We start from the raw sequence: 16,067 nt of genomic DNA, 5'->3' as shown, positions 1-16,067 counted from the left end.
GCGTTTCGGGGGGTTTCTCAGAAAGCATCAACAGAGTTATCCACAGGTTCTGTGGGCAATTTTTCGCGTTCGGCCAGGAGCATCAGGTTGCGCGGGGTCAGGCGGTGGGCGCAGAAGGGGCCGGCCTTGACCCGGTAGCCCTGCTCTTCCAGATACAGCGCCCGGTCCAGCAGCAGCCAGCATTCCAGGGGTCGCCGGTAGAGGGCCCGCAGCAACTCCAGGTTGCGCACCTGGGCCAGGCGTTGCCAGCCGAGGGCTTCCAGCGCTGCCCAGTCCGGCTCCGTGGTGATGGTGAGCGCGCGAAGGGCTGCCAGGTCATGGCAATACCGGTCGAACGGCTTGTTCAGCCAGGCCACAGGCAGGGATGGCGTGGGCAGGTAGGTGTCGCTGCCGCGCAGTTGCCGCTGCAGGTGGTCGAAGGCCAGGCGGCGGGCCATGGAACGGTCGCGCTGGCGGCGGACGCGCGCGCCTGCGGTGACGGTCTCGCTCTGCACCAGGCGCAGGTCCCGGCGGTCCAGGTGGAGTGTGCTGGTCCGCGCGGCGGCGGAGAGCGGGGCGTAGGCCTCGCTGGCAATCCGGTTGTAGCAGCAGGGGGCAATGGCGAGCTGTTGGCAGCCGGCCTGGCTGGCCAACTGCATGAGGCGCACGTGCAGGTCGCCGCAGGCATGCAGGGCGACGGTGGTGTGTTCCGGGGCCAGGCAATGGCCCGTGTCGTGTGCCAGCACGTCCTGCTGGCGGTGCCGGGCCTTTATCGGTAGGCGATCACTCAGGCGTTGCCCGTCTTCCACCAGCTGTGGGTCCAGCTCCAGTGCTGTGAGTTCGCCGTGGCGCCAGGCCAGGGCGCGGCCGAGGTGGCCCTTGCCGGCGCACCAGTCCAGCCAGTGCCGGGGTTGGCGCTGGAAGGTGAGGTGATCGGCGAAGGCGCGGATCTGCTGCCACTTGCGCCCGGGCACATCCAGCTCCAGCCTGGCCGGCCATTCGCCGTTGCCCAGGCTGTCCAGCGGCGGCAGTGCGGTCAGGCTGCGCGTTGTAGCGGCCAGACCGGCGAAGGGCGTCGGGGCGTCGGGCAGGTCCAGATCGCCATGTGCGGCTTCGGCCTGCTCCAGTGTCCGGCTGCGCAGCCAGGCCGCGAGTTCGGGAAGCTCGGATTCCCAAGGCAGGACGGGCTCGGTGAAGGGCTCGGGTTGCCAGAAGCGCTGCCCGTCGACGAGGAAACGGTCGAGCGCCTGGAAGCGTTCCAGCAGTTCGGCGCCCTGGAGCGGGGCGGGATGAGGCATCTGGGAGGACGTGTGTGGTGTCGGGGTGCCGGAGTATACGCCGCTCCCGGGCGGGAGCGGCGGTCAGGGTCAGCGGCCTTGGCAGGCGTCGACCCGCAGCCATTTTTCCAGCAGGCGGAAGCCGCGTACCAGCAGGAAGGCGATCACCAGGTAGAACATCCCGGCGGCGAAGAAGATCTCCACCGGCAGGTAGGTGCGGGCGATGATGGTGCGCGCCATGCCGGTGAGTTCCAGCAGGGTCACCGTGCTGGCCAGGGCACTGGCCTTGAGCATCAGGATCACTTCGTTGCTGTAGGCCGGCAGGCCGATCCGCGCAGCACGCGGCAGGATGATGTGCACCAGCGTCTTGGCCTGGGACATGCCCAGTGCCCGCGCCGCCTCGATCTCACCCGGCGGGATGGCCTGGATGGCGCCGCGGATGATCTCGGCGATGTAGGCGGCGGTGTGCAGGGTCATGGTGATCACGGCACACCAGAACGGGCTGCGCAGGTACTGCCACAGGTCGCTGTGGCGTACCGCCTCGAACTGCGCCAGCCCGTAGTAGACGAGGAACAGTTGCACCAGCAGCGGCGTGCCGCGGAAGAAGAAGATGTAGCCGTAGGGCAGGGCGCGCACATACCAGTGGCGGGAGGCGCGTGCGATGCCCATGGGCAGTGCCAGGATCAGCCCGGCGATCACGGCGATGGCCACCAGCTCCAGGGTCAGCAACGCCCCTTCGAACAGGCGCGGCAGGTACTTGATGATCACGTCCCAGTTCATGCCGCGCTCCTCTTGAAGCCGCGCCCGGCGCGTTTTTCCAGCCAGTGCATGCCGATCATGGCGAGGACGGTCAGGCCCAGGTAGATGAAGGCCGCCACCAGGTAGAAGGTGAAGGGCTCCTTGCTGGCGGTCACGGCGATCTGCGAGCGACGCATGATTTCCTCGAGGCCGATCACCGAGACCAGCGCGGTGTCCTTCATCAGGATCATGAACAGGTTGCCCAGGCCCGGCAGGGCGATGCGCCACATCTGCGGCAGGATCAGGCGCCAGAGGATGCGACCGTTGGACAGGCCCAGTGCAAGGCCGGCCTCACGGTGCCCCTTGGGGATCGCCAGGATGGCGCCGCGGAACACCTCGGTGGCGTAGGCGCCGAAGCACAGGCCGAGGGCGATGGTGCCGGCGGCGAAGGCGGACAGTTCCAGGCCTGGCACGCCGATCTTCTCGCCGATGGCGCGCATGAGGTTCACGGTGCCGAAGTAGATCAGCAGCACCCAGAGCAGCTCGGGCACACCGCGCACGATGGTGGAGTAGGTCCCGCCAAGCCACTGCAGCGGCTTCTTGGGGGAAGTCTTGGCCAGCGCACCGAGCAGACCCAGCACCAGACCGAGCGACAGCGCGCAGAGCGCCAGCTTGATGGTCATGAGGGTGCCGGCCGCCAGGGCGGGGCCGAATCCGTGGAGGTCGAGGTTCATCTGCAAGGCTACTGCTGGGGACCGGCGCCGCGTGGGCGGCGCCGGTCAGGCGGGCATCAATAGATGCTGAAGGGGAAGTACTTGTCGTTGATCTTCTTGTAGGTGCCGTCCGCGACGATTTCCTTCAGGGCCGCGTTCAGCTTCTCGCGCAGGGGGTCGCCCTTGCGCACGGCGATGGCGATCTTGTCGTTGTCGAACACCGGCTCGCCCTTGAATTCGAAGCCCTTGCCGGCGTCGCTCTTGAGCCATTCCCAGTTCACGAACTTGTCGGCCAGCACGCCGTCGACGCGCCCGGAGGCCAGGTCGAGGTAGGCGTTCTCCTGGGTGTCGTAGAGCTTGATGTCGACCACGTCGGCCATGTTGTCTTCCAGCCAGGTGCCGGCGATGGTGGCGCGCTGGGCACCGATGACCTTGCCTTTCAGGCTGGCCTTGTCGGTCTTGAAGTCAGCGTCCTTGGGGGCGATGAACTGCAGCTTGTTGGTGTAGTAGGGATCGGTGAAGTCGACGGCCTGCTTGCGCTCCTCGGTGATGGACATCGAGGCGGCGAGGAAGTCGAATTTCTTGGCATTCAGGGCCGGGATGATGCCGTCCCAGTCGGAGGTGACCACGTCGCACTCGACTTTCATCTTGGCGCACAGGGCCTGGGCGACCTCGATGTCGAAGCCACCGACCTTGCCGCTGGCGTCGATCAGGTTGAAGGGCGGGTAGGCGCCTTCGGTGCCGATTCTCAGCTTGTCGGCAGCCACGGCGTGGGTGCCGAAGGCCAGGGTGGCGGCAGCGGCCAGCAGGATCTTCTTGTAGTTCTTCATGCGTACTTGCTCCGTGTTTTAGCGATTGCTGGACATGAATTGTTTGCAACGCGCCGAGGTCGGGTTTTCGAACACCTGCTGCGGCGGGCCCTGTTCTTCCACCAGGCCCTGGTGGAGGAAGACCACCTCGGTGGACACCTGGCGGGCGAAGTTCATCTCGTGGGTCACCAGCAGCATGGTCCGGCCCTCTTCGGCGAGTGCGCGGATCACGTTAAGCACTTCTTGTACCATCTCGGGGTCCAGGGCCGAGGTGGGCTCGTCGAACAGGATCACTTTAGGCTGCATTGCCAGCGTCCGCGCGATGGCCGCGCGTTGCTGCTGGCCGCCGGAGAGCTGGGCGGGGTAGGCGTGGCGCTTGTCGGCGATGCCGACCTTGGCCAGCAGTGCCTCGGCCACCTCGGTGGCTTCGGCCTTGCTCTGGCCGAGCACGCGGCGCGGGGCCTCGATGATGTTGTCGAGGACCGTCATGTGCGGCCAGAGGTTGAAGTTCTGGAAGACGAAGCCGATCTCGCTGCGCAGGCGATTGATCTGGCGGTTGTCGGCGGCCACCAGTTCGCCGGAGCGGGCGGCCTTCAGCTTGAGTTCCTCGCCGGCCACGATGATCTGGCCCTTGTGCGGGTTCTCCAGCAGGTTGATGCAGCGCAGGAAGGTGGACTTGCCGGACCCGGAGGAACCGAGGATGGAAATGACGTCACCGTCGCGGGCGGTCAGGGAAATGCCCTTCAGCACCTCCAGCTCGCCGTAGCGTTTGTGCAGGTCGCGGATTTCTAGCGCGGGCGTGGCCTCGGCCATGGGGGTTCCTCTTATTGTTCGGATGCGCTCCGGCTGCGATCGGCCTTCCTGGCGAGGGGGCAACCTAGCATAGGCCCCAGGGGGCGCCAAGGGCGCTTCCGGGGCGTGACCGGACGGTTTCACCGGCTTGTCGCATCGTTGCAGGCGTTTGTCGCGCGAACGCAAGACAGGGCCCGGAAAGCGGGTGCGGCGCACCCTACGCGCAAACGCCTGGCAATTCCAGTGCCGGGCCCTCGCGGTCAGCGGGCGAGCAGGGCGCTGACCTTTTCGCGTAGCTCCTCGAGGCCGAAGGGCTTGGCGATCACGCCCTGGCGGTCGGCGCGGGTAGGGTCCGGGCGGATCGACTCGGCGTAGCCGGTGGCAAACAGCACGCGCAATGCCGGGTGCAGGGTGCAGGCCCGCTCTGCCAGCTCCTGGCCGTTCATGCCGGGCAGGCCCACGTCGGTGAGCAGCAGGTCCACCGGCTGGTGCTCCAGCAGAGCCAGGGCCTGGGCCGCGTCGCCGGCTTCCAGTGCCTCGAAGCCCAGCTCCTCCAGGACTTCCACGGTGAGCATGCGCACCACCTCGGCGTCCTCCACCACCAGCACGCGTGCCAGGGGCCGGGTGCGCTGCCCGAGGGCATCGGCGTGTCGTTCTTCTGTGGGCAAGGAAACCTCCGAGGGGGTCATGACGGGCGCTTGCCGGCGCCGGGCTGGGTGACGGTGCACGGCGTGTGCCGCTCCACCTCCAGGGTTCGCGCCGCATCGGTGCGCAGGGCACCCGGACAGTGCGCGATGAGGTACCGCAGTTTAGAAGAACACTGGGAGAAAAAATTCCCACAATTTATGTGAACCTTTCCCACGCTAAAAGTGTTCCAAGCGAAGCGATAATGCGCCAGCCATTGGCGGCCCAGGATTCGATTGGTTAATGCAAACACTCGCATTACCATGCCGGTCCCGCAGTTTTCCCCTTCATATCGGTGATTTTCGGCACTAAGCCAGGGAAGCCAGATGACCAATGATCTGACAGACGAGACGCGTTTCCGCCGCATCCTCGCGCGCAACGTTGCGTTGCCGCTGGGGGTGGGTGTCGCCGGGGCCGCCCTGTTCGTGGTCCTCATCTCCTACCTGCTCTACGTCCTCAGTTGGGTCGAGCACACCGACCGTGTGATCAGCAACGCCAACGACGGCCTGCGCCTGTCGGTCGACCAGGAGTCCGGCATGCGCGGCTACCTGATCAGTGGCAATGCGGCCTTCCTGCAGCCTTATGAGCAATCCCGACCGCATATCGAGGCCGCCATGGAAGGGTTGCGCGAGCTGGTGGCGGACAACCCCGCACAGGTCCAGCGGGTGCGCTCCATCGAAGCCCTGCAGGGTGAGTGGGACCGCTTCGCCACCGAGATGATCAGCCGCAAGCAGAACGGCGAGAACGTCTCCGACACCGTCAGCGAAGGCCGCGGCAAGGAACTGGTGGACGCCATCCGCGAGCAGTACCGCACCTTCATCAACATGGAGCGGCAGCTGCGCCACGAACGCAATGAAAAGGCCAACTCCACAGCCATCCTCACCATCAGCCTCTACCTGCTGTTCAGCCTCGCCTTTGCCGGTGCCCTGGCCTACTTCGGTCGTCGCGAGCTGGTGACCCTGTCCGCCACCTACGGCGAGTCCTTGGCCCGGCAGCGTGCCCACAGCGAGCACCTCACCCAGCAGCGCTGGCTGGGGGATGGCCAGGCGGCCCTGTCCGAGCGCCTGCTCGGCCAGCAGTCGCTGCCGGTGATCGGGCGCAACGCCCTGGAGTTCCTCGCTGCCTACCTGGGCATGGCCGTGGGTGCCCTGTACCTGCGGGAAGAGGGTGGCACCCTGCGGCGCGTCGCCAGCTACGGCCTGGAGCGTGACGACCAGGCGCCCGATCGGCTCATGCCCGGTGAAAGCCTGGTGGGGCAGGCGGCCCTGGAGAACCGCGTGATGGCCCTCGACGAGCTGCCCGCCGGCTACCTCAGGGTCGCCACCAGCCTCGGCCAGACCGACGCCGAAGGCGTGCTGCTGGTGCCCACCCACAGCGACGGGGTGGTCAACGGCGTGCTGGAACTGGGCTTCCTGCGGCGCCTGTCCCCCCGTGACCAGGCGCTGATGCCACTGATCGCCGGCAACCTCGGCACCGCCATGGACGCATCCCGCTACCGCCAGCGCCTGCAGGAAGTGCTGAGCGAGACCCAGCAGCTCAACGAGGAGCTGCAGGTGCAGCAGGAAGAGCTGAAGACCGCCAACGAGGAGCTGGAAGAACAGTCCCGCGTGCTGCGCGAGTCCCAGGCCCATCTGGAGACCCAGCAGGCCGAACTGGAACAGACCAACGAGCGCCTGGCCGAGCAAGCCCAGGAAATGGCCGCCCAGCGTGATGACCTGGACGACAAGAACTCCGCCCTGCAGCGGGCCCGCCTGGAGCTGGAGGCCCGTGCAGAAGAGCTGCAGCGCGCCAGCCGCTACAAGTCCGAATTCCTCGCCAACATGTCCCATGAGCTGCGCACCCCGCTGAACAGCTCGCTGATCCTTGCCCGCCTGCTGGCGGACAACCCCGAGGGCAACCTCAACGACGAGCAGGTCAAGTTCGCCGAGTCCATCTATTCCGCCGGCAACGACCTGCTCAACCTGATCAACGACATCCTCGACATCTCCAAGGTCGAGGCCGGCAAGCTCGACCTGCGCGCCGAAAACGCCCCGGTGCGGCGCCTGGTGGAGGGCCTGCGTGAGCTCTTCACCCCGCTGGCCGAGCAGAAGGCCCTGGCCTTCAGCGTCGAGGTGGCCGACGACGTGCCCGAGCGGATCTGCACCGACCGGCAACGGGTGGAGCAGATCATCAAGAACCTGCTGTCCAACGCCATCAAGTTCACCGACCAGGGCGCCGTGTCCCTGCGGGTCGAGCGGGTGCCGGCGGGCATCGCCTTCGCCGTGCGCGACAGCGGCATCGGCATCCGCGCCGACCAGTTGGACCTGATCTTCGAGGCCTTCCGCCAGGCCGATGGCACCACCAACCGCCGCTATGGCGGCACCGGCCTGGGCCTGTCCATCTCCCGTGACCTGGCGCAACTGCTTGGCGGCAGCATCCAGGCCAGCAGCGAGCCGGGCCGGGGCAGCCTGTTCACCCTGGTGCTGCCGGAACACTGGACGCCGGCCGACGCGCCGCCAGCGCCGAAGCCCAGTGCGCCGCCGCCGGCAGCCCGCCCGGCCTTGGCTGCCCCCCTGGCCCCGGCCACCCACGCGCCGATCCCCACCTTCGCGGACGACCGTGACCAGGCTCCGTCGGATGAGCGCTGCGTACTGGTGATCGAGGACGAGCCCAAGTTCGCCCGGATTCTCTACGACCTCGCCCACGAACTGGGCTATCGCTGCCTGGTGGCCCATGGCGCTGATGAAGGCTTCCACCTCGCCGAGCGCCATGCACCGGACGCCATCCTGCTGGACATGCGCCTGCCCGACGAGCCGGGCCTCTCGGTGCTGCAGCGCCTCAAGGACACGCCCCGCACCCGCCACATCCCCGTGCACGTCATCTCGGTGGAGGACCTCAGCGAGGCCGCGCTGCACCTGGGCGCGGTGGGCTACGCGGTCAAGCCCACCACCCGCGAGCAGCTCAAGGCGGTGTTCGCCCGCCTCGAAGCCAAGCTCACCCAGAAGGTCAAGCGCGTGCTGCTGGTGGAGGACGACGCCCTGCAGCGCGACAGCATCGCCCGGCTGATCGGCGACGACGACATCCAGATCACCGCCGTCGAGTTCGGCGAACAGGCCCTGGAGCTGCTGCGCAGCACCCTGTTCGACTGCATGATCATCGACCTCAAACTGCCCGACATGCAGGGCAACGAGCTGCTGCGGCGCATGGGCAGCGAGGACATCTGCTCCTTCCCGCCGGTGATCGTCTACACCGGGCGCAACCTCTCCCGGGACGAAGAGGCCGAGCTGCTCAAGTACTCCCGCTCCATCATCATCAAGGGCGCGCGCTCGCCGGAGCGCCTGCTGGACGAGGTCACCCTGTTCCTGCACAAGGTCGAGTCGGAACTCTCCAGCGAACGGCAGAAGATGCTCAAGACCGCCCGCAGCCGCGACCGTGTGTTCGAAGAGCGGCGCGTCCTGCTGGTGGACGACGACGTGCGCAACATCTTCGCCCTCACCAGCGCCCTGGAACAGAAGGGCGCGCGGGTGGAAATCGCTCGCAACGGACGTGAGGCGCTGGACAAGCTCGAAGCCGTGGAGGATATCGATCTGGTGCTGATGGACGTGATGATGCCGGAGATGGATGGCTACGAAGCCACCCGGCGCATCCGCCAGCAGCCACGCTGGGCCAAGCTGCCGATCATCGCCGTCACCGCCAAGGCGATGAAGGACGACCAGGACCTGTGCATCCGCGCCGGCGCCAACGACTACCTGGCCAAACCCATCGACCTGGATCGCCTGTTCTCGCTGATCCGTGTCTGGCTACCGCGTCTGGAGCGCATCTAGATGGCCGACCGCACCCAGGAAATCGAGCTGCGCCTGCTCATCGAGGCGATCTACCTCAAGTACAGCTACGACTTCCGCGACTACTCGGGCGCTTCCCTCAAGCGCCGGGTGCTCTACGCCCTGCGGCAGTTCGACTGCGCCACCATCTCGGCCCTGCAGGAGCGCATCATCCACGACCCGCAGGCCTTCCACGAGCTGCTGCAGTACCTGACGATCCCGGTCAGCGAGATGTTCCGCGACCCCTCCTACTACCTCGCCCTGCGCCAGGAAGTGGTGCCCATCCTGCGCACCTACCCCTCACTCAAGGTGTGGATTGCCGGCTGCAGCACCGGCGAGGAGGTGCACTCCATGGCCATCCTGCTGCACGAGGAAGGGCTGCTGGAGCGCACCCTGATCTACGCCACCGACATCAACCCGCGCTCCCTGGAGAAGGCCCGGCGCGGCATCTACGCCCTCGACGACATGCGCAAGTACAGCGAGAACTACCGCCTGGCCGGCGGCCAGGGTTCGCTGTCGGACTACTACACCGCCGCCTACGACGGCGCCCTGTTCGACAAGCTGCTGCGCGAGAACGTGACCTTCGCCGACCACAGCCTGGCCACCGACAGCGTGTTCTCCGAGACCCAACTGATCTCCTGCCGCAACGTGCTCATCTACTTCAACAAGCAGCTGCAGGACCGCGCCCTCGGCCTGTTCCACGAATCGCTCTGCCACCGCGGCTTCCTCGGCCTGGGCAGCAAGGAGAGCCTCGACTTCTCCGCCTACGCCGGCCACTTCGAGGCCCTCAACCGCCCGGAACGGGTGTTCCGCAAGCTATGAACGGGCCCCAGCGCACGGCCGTGGTGGTGGGCGCCTCCGCCGGAGGGGTGGAGGCCCTGCTGCAGGTGTTCGCCGGGCTGCCGGCGGGCTACCCGCTCACCCTGGCCTGCGTGCTGCACCTGCCCGAAGGGCGCGAGAGCCTGCTGGCCGACCTGTTCGCCCGGCGCCTGGCGGTGCGCGTGCGCGAGGCCCGGGACAAGGAGAGCCTGGCCCCCGGCACCCTCTACGTCGCCCCGCCGGGCTACCACCTCTCCATCGAGCGTGACGCCAGCTTCTCCCTCAGCCGCGAGGAGCCGCTGCACTTCTCCCGGCCTTCCATCGACATCCTCTTCGAGTCCGCCGCCGACTGCTACGGCGAGCGCCTGGTGGGGGTGCTGCTGACCGGCGCCAACGAAGACGGTGCCCGCGGGCTGGCCTACATCCAGCAACAGGGCGGCCTCAGCGTCGTGCAGGACCCGCACGACGCCCAGGTGCCGACCATGCCCGAGGCCGCGCTGGCCACCCACCATCCCGACCACATCCTCCCGTTGCGGGGCATCCGCGACCTCCTGGCACGACTGGACCCATCCCATGCCGAGTAATCCACCAAGCAAGCTGCTGATCGTCGACGACCTGCCGGAGAACCTGCTGGCCCTGGAAGCCCTGATCAAGGAGGACGGCCGCGAGGTGCACCAGGCCGCCTCCGCCGATGAGGCCCTGGCCCTGCTGCTGGAGCACGAGTTCGCCCTGGCCATCCTCGACGTGCAGATGCCGGGCATGAACGGCTTCGAGCTGGCCGAGCTGATGCGCGGCACGGAGAAGACCAAGCACATCCCCATCGTCTTCGTCAGCGCCGCCGGCCGCGAGCTGAACTACGCCTTCAAGGGCTACGAGAGCGGCGCGGTGGACTTCCTCTACAAGCCGCTGGACGCCCACGCCGTGCGCAGCAAGGTGGCGGTGTTCGTCGAACTGAACCGCCAGCGCAAGCTGATGGCCCAGCAACTGGACGCCCTGGAGGCGGCGCGCCGCGAGCAGGACACCCTGCTGGCCGAGCTGCGCGCCACCCAGGCCGAGCTGCAGCGCGCGGTGCAGATGCGCGACGACTTCATGTCCATCGTCTCCCACGAGCTGCGCACCCCGCTCAACGGCCTGATGCTCGACACCCAGCTGCGTCAGAACCACCTGGCCAAAGGCAACGTCGCGGTGTTCACCGAGGCCCGCCTGCGCACCCTGTTCGACCGGGACGAACGGCAGATCCGCAGCCTGGTCCGGCTGATTGAGGACATGCTCGACGTCTCCCGCATCCGCACCGGCAAACTCTCCATCCGCCCCGAGCCCTGCGAGCTGGGGCAACTGGTGCGCCATGTGGCGGAGAACTTCGCCGCGCAGATGGAGGCCGCCGACTGCGCGCTGGACCTGCAGGTGGAGGACGGCGTCACCGGCGTGTGGGATGCCTTCCGCATCGAACAGGTGGTCAGCAACCTGTTCAGCAACGCCCTGCGCTACGGCACCGGCAACCCGGTGCAGGTGGTGGTGCGGCGTGATGGCGAATGGGCGCGGGTGGCGGTGCGCGACCAGGGCATCGGCATCTGCGCCGAGGACCAGAAGCGCATCTTCCAGCAGTTCGAACGGGCCGGCGGCGCCGACAAGGTGGCGGGGCTGGGGCTGGGGTTGTTCATTTCCGAGCAGATCATGCTCGCCCACGGCGGCCGCATCGAGCTGTGCAGCACGCCGGGGGTGGGTTCCACCTTCAGCCTGCTGCTGCCGACTGCCTGAGGCGGTTCAGGCCGCCAGCGGCCGCGCCAGGGGCAGGTGCAGGGTCGCTACCAGGCCGCCTTCCGGCTTGTTGTGCAGGCGGGCGCTGCCGCCCAGGCGCTCCATGATCATCGCCACGATGGGTAGGCCGAGGCCGGCGCCGTGGCTGCAGGGCGTAGTAGCTGCCCCAGTTGGCGCCGTCGCCACCCAGGCGCTCCGGGTCGGCTTCGGCCAGTTGCACCGGCTCCAGGCCGAGGCGGCGGAAGCTGTTGATCAGCCCGGCGGCCCCGGTGAAGGAGACCCAGCGCAGGTCGCGGGCGGCCAGCAACCAGGTGACGGCGATGATGATCAGGCGAGCGTTGCCGGCGTTGAGCGAGCTGAGGTTGCCCACCTCAACCAGTTCGACGCGGTCGATCGGGCGGCCGACGGCCTGGGCCACGGATTGCTCCAGGGACGCATCCAGGTAGCGCTCGAGAAACAGCGGCCCGCTGGCGGCGACGCGCATGCCGGCCACGGCGGTCAGTTGGCCGGTGGCGTCACGCAGGGCCAGCAGCTCGGGCAGGAAGTGGTGCACGTCGGCATCGTGGGCCTGCTCGAAACGGTCGTGGACGAAGGCTTCCAGTTCGGCACGGGCCGGGTCGTCGGCCTGGTGCAGGGTCAGGCTGTAGCGGCGCTCGCCCAACCCGAAGTGAAGGGGGAACAGGGCATTCCATTCCAGCTCAGTCATGTGGCGCACCCATCGGTTCGTTGGATGGTGCGCAGTATCGGCAGGGATTCTGAAGGCAGTCTTAAGGTGGCTTAAGGCTGGAAAAAGTTTTTTCGAGGGCGGGGAATGGGTTGCCCGGCCAAAACGCAGGCAACAAAAAACCGGCGCTAGGGCCGGTTTTCTGTGTGTTCCTGATGATGCTTGGCACCACCTGGAACTGAATGGTGGTGCCCAGGGACGGAATCGAACCGCCGACACGGGGATTTTCAATCCCCTGCTCTACCAACTGAGCTACCTGGGCAACGGGGCGCTATTAAACGGATTTCGAAGGGGGGAGTCAAGCGTGTCCTGAAAAATTTTTTCAGCCTTTACGGGCGCTTACGCGCTCGGGGGGACATAGCCTTCGGCCTGGGCGTATTCCTCGCCGGAGAGGAACTTGTCCATCTCGGCCTGGAGGAACTTGCGATCCTCGGCGTTCATCATGTTCAGGCGACGCTCGTTGATCAGCATGGTCTGGTGCTTCTGCCACTCTTCCCAGGCTTTCTTCGAGACGTTGTTGAAGATGTCTTCGCCCTTGGCGCCGGGGTAGGGCGGTTTGTCGAGGCCGGGCAGTTCCTTGTGGTACTTGCGGCACTGGACGGTACGGGTCATGGCGAATCTCCTGCATTCAATACGTCGGCGGCGCGCTTGAGCAGCTTCTTGACCGGAGCGGCCAGGCCCAGGCGCGGCGGGGTGGCGAGGTTATACCAGAGCCAGTCGGCATCGGCCATTTCGCGGTGGCTGCCCTCGACGGGCACCAGCCAGGGTTCGATGGCGAGCTGGAAGTGGCTGAAGGTGTGGGTCAGGCCGGGCAGCTCGCGGGCCTGGCCGAGCTGCAGGGCGTGCTGCGTGGCGAGGGGGGCGAGGGCGTCGAGGTGGTCCAGCTCGGGCAGGCTCCACAGGCCGCCCCAGAGGCCGCTGGAGGGGCGCCGGTAGAGCAGGATGGCGCCGTCGCGGTTGGCCAGGATCGGCATCAGGGTGCGCTTCTGCGGCAGGGCCTTGCGTGGCTTGGGCACCGGGTAGCGGATCTCCAGCCCCAGCAGGTGGGCCTGGCAGCCTTCGCGCAGGGGGCAGAGCAGGCAGCTCGGCTTGCTGCGGGTGCAGAGGGTGGCGCCCAGGTCCATCATCGCCTGGGTGTAGTGATTGACCCGCTCAAGGGGGGTGAAGCGCTCGGCGACGGCCCACAGTTGCCTGGCCACCTTGGGCTCGCCGGGGTAGCCCTCCTGGGCGACGTAGCGGGCCAGGACACGTTTGACGTTGCCGTCGAGGATCGGGGCGCGCAGGCCCATGGACAGGCTGGCGATGGCGCCGGCAGTGGAACGGCCGATGCCGGGCAGCTCGGCGAGCTGCTCGACGTCGCGGGGGAATTCGCCGCCGTGGCGTTCCATGACGATCTTTGCGGTCTTCTGCAGGTTGCGTGCGCGGGTGTAGTAGCCGAGCCCGGTCCACAGGTGCAGCACTTCGTCCTCGGGGGCTTCGGCCAGGTCGCGCACGGTGGGCAGGGCGGCCATGAAGCGGTCGAAGTAGCCGAGCACGGTGTTGACCTGGGTCTGCTGCAGCATGATTTCCGAGACCCATACCCGGTACGGGGTGATGCCCTGTTGCCAGGGCAGGTCGTGGCGGCCGTGGAGGTCGTACCAGGCGAGTACGGCGCTGGAGAACTGCTCGGGTGTCATCGTTTGAACAGCCCCTTCAGTGCGTCCTTGAGTTCCGGGCTGACCTTGTCACCGAGCTTCTCTTCGAGCTTCTCGCTGAGCTTGTCGCCGGCCAGCTTGGCGGCGATCTTGCCGATGCCGTCCTTGTCCAGGCGGCAGGCCTTGGCGCCGATCTCCAGCGGGCCGCGGCAGAGCAGCGGCCATTCCAGGCCGACATAGCGCTCATTGACCTGGCAGGCCGGGTCGGCCATGGCGCCCTTGTCGCCTTCGATGACGATGCCGGCGCGGTAGTCCATGCCCAGCACGCGCAGGTCGACGTCGCCATTGCCGTTGAGGGTCAGGCCGGGGATGCGCGCCTTGAGATCGGGGTTGCTGGCTACGCCGTTGGTGACGGTGAGGCTGCCGCGCAGTTCCTTGAAGGGGGTTTCCTTGCCTTCGTACTGGGTGCTCAGGGTCTTGCGATTGAGCAGGGCGATGCCCTGGCAGAGCTGCTGCTCCAGGTTGGCGTCGAGCAGGGCGCCGTCGTTGAGGACGAAGCTGGCGGTGCCGTTGAGGGCGTCGATCCAGGCCTTTTCGCTGTTGCCACGGGTGCGCAGGTCGGCGTTGAGGTCCAGGGCGCCGCGAACCGGCGGCTTCTGCTCGAGGGCCTTGAGGATCTTCTCCACCGGCACGTGGCTGATGCGCTTGCGGGCGCTGAGCTGGGGCACGTCGCTGCGCACGTCGAGCTGGGCGCTGGCGTCGAACTCGCCGCCATAGAGGCCGCCGCGCAGTTGCTCCAGGGTGATCTGGCCGGCCTTGCCGCGGGCCTTGAGGCGGGCGTCGGTGATCGGCAGCTTGTCCAGCGTCAGTTGGCCGAAGGCCAGGTCGGCCTCCAGGTCGAGCTTGCGCAGGCTGTCGATGGGCAGCAGCGGGGCTTCGCTCCAGGCCTGCTGGGTGGGTTTCTCGGGCAGCGGGGTGGTGCCCTGGCCGGCACTGGCGACGGTGCCCTGGATTTCGGCCTGGCGGGCGCTGGCGTCGTCCTTCTTCTTCGGCGGCAGGTAGCGGTCGAGGTCGAGCTTGTCGGCCTTGAGCTGGGCACGCAGGGCCTGGCGCTCGATGTCGGCCACCGCCAGGCGGCCGCTGAAGCTGCTGTCGTCGAGCTTGAGGGTCAGTTGTTCCAGGGCGATGTCGCGGGGGCTGCCCTTGAGCTGGGTGACCAGCTCGAAGTGCTTGAGGGTGTTTGCGTCCTGCATGGCCGGCAGTTCGACGCCGAGGCCGCTGAGGAATTCACGCAAGTCGAGCTGGGCGATGGACAGGCCGCCTTCCAGGCGCGGGGTCTTGTCCAGACCGTGGACCTTCAGTTCACCCAGGGCGCGCAGTTGGTTGGCAGAGAGCTTGAGGCCGTTCCACTCGGCGATGTTGGCACCGAGGTCGGCCAGCAACTGGCCCTGGGCGCTGAAGGTGAGGGTCTTGCCCTTGAACGGCTCGCCCGAGGCTTCGCCGGCGAGCTTGGCGTCTTCCAGTTGGTAGCGCTTGAGGGCGCGGTCGAAGCGCAGGCTGGCGGTGAGTTCGCTCTTGGCGCGCAGCACCGGCTGGTTGGTGCCGAAGAAGGCGCTGAGCTTGAAGGGGATGGCGGCGCCTTCGCGGATGGCGCCGGTGCTCAGTTCGATGCCTTCGGCGGTGTACTGCTGGCCGGTCTTGGCGTCGGTGTAGTCCACGCGGGCGTTGCTGACGGTGAGGCTGTCGATGTCCAGCTTCAGTGGGCGCTCGTTGCCGGCGGGCTTGGGCTGTTCCGCCGCTGCGGGGGCGCCTTCGGCGGCTGGTGCAGGCGTGCTGGCGGCCTGGGCCGGGCGGCCGATGTCTTCCCAGTTGCCACGGCCTTTCTCGTCACGGGCCAGGGTCAGGTTGAGGCCTTCGACGCGGATGTCGCTCATCTGCACTTCCTTGCGCAGCAGCGGCATGACGCGCACGGAGAGGCCGAGCAGGGCCAGGTTGGCGAAGGGTTTGTCGGGGCTGGCGGCGCTGGCCAGGGTGGTGTCGTGCAGCTCCAGGCCGAGCCAGGGGAACAGGCTCCAGCCGATGTCGCCCTTGAGGTCCAGCTCGAGGTTGGCCTTGTCGCGGGCGATCTGGCGGATTTCATCCTTGTAGTCGTTGGGATCGAACAGGTGGGTCAGGGCGAAGCCCAGGGCCACGATGATCAGCAACAGCCCGAGGAGCAGCAGGCCCAGGAGTTTGCCGATGGATTTCATGGACGAGTCCTTGTGATGAGTGCCGGGGGAGGGGCGCGAGTATAGCGCCAGCGGTTGTGCTGTTTGATGGCCAAACGCGGCGACGGTTCAC

At 67.2% G+C, this 16,067-nt stretch carries 14 protein-coding genes, 1 tRNA gene and 1 pseudogene; 4 read left to right on the top strand and 12 right to left on the bottom strand.

Features of this window, described 5'->3' with window-relative positions:
- Nucleotides 1-17: 17 nt before the first annotated feature.
- The 6 genes from A7D27_RS13570 to A7D27_RS13545 all read right to left on the bottom strand — a co-directional run bounded on the left by A7D27_RS13570 (nucleotide 18) and on the right by A7D27_RS13545 (nucleotide 4,976).
- The gene (locus A7D27_RS13570) at nucleotides 18-1,277 is read right to left on the bottom strand and encodes a methyltransferase (RefSeq protein WP_069565187.1); all 1,260 of its coding nucleotides are present in this window, start codon (nucleotides 1,275-1,277) and stop codon (nucleotides 18-20) included.
- Nucleotides 1,278-1,346: 69 nt separating this feature from the next.
- Nucleotides 1,347-2,036, bottom strand: a complete 690-nt coding sequence (locus tag A7D27_RS13565; RefSeq protein WP_069559984.1) for an ABC transporter permease — start codon at nucleotides 2,034-2,036, stop codon at nucleotides 1,347-1,349.
- Entirely contained in the window at nucleotides 2,033-2,728 is a 696-nt protein-coding gene (locus A7D27_RS13560) for an ABC transporter permease (protein ID WP_069559983.1), read from the bottom strand. The genes A7D27_RS13565 and A7D27_RS13560 overlap by 4 nt, the downstream gene beginning before the upstream one ends.
- Nucleotides 2,729-2,784: 56 nt before the next feature.
- Complete coding sequence (locus A7D27_RS13555) at nucleotides 2,785-3,537, bottom strand: ABC transporter substrate-binding protein (protein ID WP_069559982.1); 753 nt, start codon at nucleotides 3,535-3,537, stop codon at nucleotides 2,785-2,787.
- 18 nt (nucleotides 3,538-3,555) lie between these two features.
- Nucleotides 3,556-4,329, bottom strand: coding sequence for an ABC transporter ATP-binding protein (locus tag A7D27_RS13550; protein WP_044405371.1), 774 nt, complete (start codon nucleotides 4,327-4,329; stop codon nucleotides 3,556-3,558).
- Nucleotides 4,330-4,568: 239 nt separating this feature from the next.
- Complete coding sequence (locus tag A7D27_RS13545; protein WP_256557166.1) at nucleotides 4,569-4,976, bottom strand: response regulator; 408 nt, start codon at nucleotides 4,974-4,976, stop codon at nucleotides 4,569-4,571.
- 342 nt (nucleotides 4,977-5,318) lie between these two features.
- On the opposite strand from A7D27_RS13545, the gene A7D27_RS13540 reads away from it, so the two are divergent.
- The 4 genes from A7D27_RS13540 to A7D27_RS13525 are packed head-to-tail and all read left to right on the top strand — an operon-like array spanning nucleotide 5,319 to nucleotide 11,369.
- Entirely contained in the window at nucleotides 5,319-8,795 is a 3,477-nt protein-coding gene (locus A7D27_RS13540; RefSeq protein WP_069565186.1) for a response regulator, read from the top strand.
- The gene (locus tag A7D27_RS13535; protein WP_044405374.1) at nucleotides 8,796-9,614 is read left to right on the top strand and encodes a protein-glutamate O-methyltransferase CheR; all 819 of its coding nucleotides are present in this window, start codon (nucleotides 8,796-8,798) and stop codon (nucleotides 9,612-9,614) included.
- Nucleotides 9,611-10,195 (top strand): chemotaxis protein CheB, encoded by a 585-nt coding sequence (locus A7D27_RS13530; RefSeq protein ID WP_069559979.1) that lies wholly within the window; start codon nucleotides 9,611-9,613, stop codon nucleotides 10,193-10,195. Before A7D27_RS13535 ends, A7D27_RS13530 begins: the two co-directional genes overlap by 4 nt.
- A complete protein-coding gene (locus A7D27_RS13525) occupies nucleotides 10,185-11,369 on the top strand; it encodes a hybrid sensor histidine kinase/response regulator (protein ID WP_069565185.1) in 1,185 nt (394 codons plus the stop codon). Before A7D27_RS13530 ends, A7D27_RS13525 begins: the two co-directional genes overlap by 11 nt.
- Nucleotides 11,370-11,375: 6 nt before the next feature.
- Here A7D27_RS13525 and A7D27_RS29125 read toward each other — a convergent pair whose 3' ends face one another.
- The 6 genes and pseudogenes from A7D27_RS29125 to A7D27_RS13500 all read right to left on the bottom strand — a co-directional run bounded on the left by A7D27_RS29125 (nucleotide 11,376) and on the right by A7D27_RS13500 (nucleotide 15,976).
- Nucleotides 11,376-11,474: a hypothetical protein gene (locus tag A7D27_RS29125; protein ID WP_338148800.1), complete on the bottom strand. Its 99-nt coding sequence runs from the start codon at nucleotides 11,472-11,474 to the stop codon at nucleotides 11,376-11,378.
- Nucleotides 11,475-11,568: 94 nt separating this feature from the next.
- Nucleotides 11,569-12,075: pseudogene (locus tag A7D27_RS13520) on the bottom strand (thermostable hemolysin); the annotation flags it as partial.
- A 204-nt stretch (nucleotides 12,076-12,279) separates the two neighbouring features.
- Nucleotides 12,280-12,355: transfer RNA gene (locus A7D27_RS13515), tRNA-Phe, on the bottom strand.
- A gap of 77 nt (nucleotides 12,356-12,432) precedes the next feature.
- Nucleotides 12,433-12,705 (bottom strand): oxidative damage protection protein, encoded by a 273-nt coding sequence (locus A7D27_RS13510; RefSeq protein ID WP_069565183.1) that lies wholly within the window; start codon nucleotides 12,703-12,705, stop codon nucleotides 12,433-12,435.
- Nucleotides 12,702-13,769 (bottom strand): A/G-specific adenine glycosylase, encoded by a 1,068-nt coding sequence (mutY, locus tag A7D27_RS13505; RefSeq protein WP_069565182.1) that lies wholly within the window; start codon nucleotides 13,767-13,769, stop codon nucleotides 12,702-12,704. The genes A7D27_RS13510 and mutY overlap by 4 nt, the downstream gene beginning before the upstream one ends.
- Nucleotides 13,766-15,976 carry an AsmA family protein gene (locus A7D27_RS13500; RefSeq protein ID WP_069565181.1) on the bottom strand — a complete coding sequence of 737 codons (2,211 nt, stop codon included), beginning with the start codon at nucleotides 15,974-15,976 and terminating at the stop codon, nucleotides 13,766-13,768. Before A7D27_RS13500 ends, mutY begins: the two co-directional genes overlap by 4 nt.
- Between the last annotated feature and the right edge of the window lie 91 nt (nucleotides 15,977-16,067).

The organism is Pseudomonas sp. 1D4, assembly GCF_001728925.1.
In the GTDB taxonomy this organism is placed as follows: Bacteria; Pseudomonadota; Gammaproteobacteria; order Pseudomonadales; family Pseudomonadaceae; genus Metapseudomonas; species Metapseudomonas otitidis.
This window is presented reverse-complemented; position numbering and strand designations above follow the sequence as displayed.

Bases quoted from the DNA above. Each gene is read 5' to 3' on its own strand.
- A7D27_RS13565 (WP_069559984.1), bottom strand. From the start codon at position 2,036: ATGAACTGGGACGTGATCATCAAGTACCTGCCGCGCCTGTTCGAAGGG.
- A7D27_RS13525 (WP_069565185.1), top strand. From the start codon at position 10,185: ATGCCGAGTAATCCACCAAGCAAGCTGCTGATCGTCGACGACCTGCCG.
- A7D27_RS13530 (WP_069559979.1), top strand. From the start codon at position 9,611: ATGAACGGGCCCCAGCGCACGGCCGTGGTGGTGGGCGCCTCCGCCGGA.
- A7D27_RS13570 (WP_069565187.1), bottom strand. From the start codon at position 1,277: ATGCCTCATCCCGCCCCGCTCCAGGGCGCCGAACTGCTGGAACGCTTC.
- A7D27_RS13550 (WP_044405371.1), bottom strand. From the start codon at position 4,329: ATGGCCGAGGCCACGCCCGCGCTAGAAATCCGCGACCTGCACAAACGC.
- A7D27_RS29125 (WP_338148800.1), bottom strand. From the start codon at position 11,474: ATGGAGCGCCTGGGCGGCAGCGCCCGCCTGCACAACAAGCCGGAAGGC.
- A7D27_RS13555 (WP_069559982.1), bottom strand. From the start codon at position 3,537: ATGAAGAACTACAAGAAGATCCTGCTGGCCGCTGCCGCCACCCTGGCC.
- A7D27_RS13540 (WP_069565186.1), top strand. From the start codon at position 5,319: ATGACCAATGATCTGACAGACGAGACGCGTTTCCGCCGCATCCTCGCG.
- A7D27_RS13560 (WP_069559983.1), bottom strand. From the start codon at position 2,728: ATGAACCTCGACCTCCACGGATTCGGCCCCGCCCTGGCGGCCGGCACC.
- A7D27_RS13510 (WP_069565183.1), bottom strand. From the start codon at position 12,705: ATGACCCGTACCGTCCAGTGCCGCAAGTACCACAAGGAACTGCCCGGC.
- A7D27_RS13500 (WP_069565181.1), bottom strand. From the start codon at position 15,976: ATGAAATCCATCGGCAAACTCCTGGGCCTGCTGCTCCTCGGGCTGTTG.
- mutY (WP_069565182.1), bottom strand. From the start codon at position 13,769: ATGACACCCGAGCAGTTCTCCAGCGCCGTACTCGCCTGGTACGACCTC.
- A7D27_RS13535 (WP_044405374.1), top strand. From the start codon at position 8,796: ATGGCCGACCGCACCCAGGAAATCGAGCTGCGCCTGCTCATCGAGGCG.